The sequence below is a fragment of the Cytobacillus sp. GQ23 genome, from assembly GCF_059758675.1.
In genome coordinates this window covers 1-772 of sequence record NZ_JCAXER010000078.1, presented here as the reverse complement: position 1 = coordinate 772, position 772 = coordinate 1, and the positions used below count along the sequence as shown (strand labels likewise).

The window sequence follows — 772 nt, the reverse complement described above, 5'->3', positions numbered from 1 at the left end:
TGCACATAACCCTGTCAAGTAGACAATGAAAAAAGAGTATACTAAGCTGCGGCCTTTTCACGATATTCAATTGGGGAAAGGCCGTTAAACTTTTCTTGGAATCGTTCATTATTGTAAAAATTAATATATTCCTCAATCGCTAAGTAAGCTTGCTCAATCGTTTTAGGACGCACTAAATATAACTTCTCTGTTTTTAAATGGGAGAAAAAACACTCAATACATGCATTATCATGACAATTTCCTCTTCTGGAATGACTTCCTTGAATATTCAACTTCTTTAGGTGATTTTCATACACTTTAGTTGTGTATTGAAATCCTTGATCGGAATGTATTAGTGCTTGTTCTTTTAATGGTTTGCCTTCTAATTGCTTTAATGTATTTAACACTAATTCAAGGTCATTTCTTTTAGATAATTTCCAAGCTACAATCTCATTATTATATAAATCCAAAACTGCAGAAAGATATGCGAAATCCTCTCCAATTCGTACGTATGTTATATCTGTTACGAGTTTTTCAAACCGATTCTCGGCTGAAAATTCCCTGTTCAATACATTTGGAAATACAATTGAACCTCTATGCCCATAGAAAGGTCTTTTCTTCCGAATAACTGATTTTATGCCTAATTCCCGCATTAAACGTCGAACGCGCTTATGATTTATTACAATTCCTTCTCTAGATAAAGCCCGCGTCACTCGCTTATATCCAAAGTAAGGGTGTAGTTTATGAATGGCTAATATATGTTCTTTAAGTAAAATATCTTCTTCCATACGTA

The 772-nt window shown here is 33.7% G+C and carries 1 protein-coding gene; it reads right to left on the bottom strand.

The annotated features are described in order from the left end of the window. Nucleotides 1-41: 41 nt before the first annotated feature. Nucleotides 42-772: IS3 family transposase (locus tag AC6CHU_RS25930; protein ID WP_498123164.1), on the bottom strand; the 731-nt coding region annotated here is incomplete at its 5' end.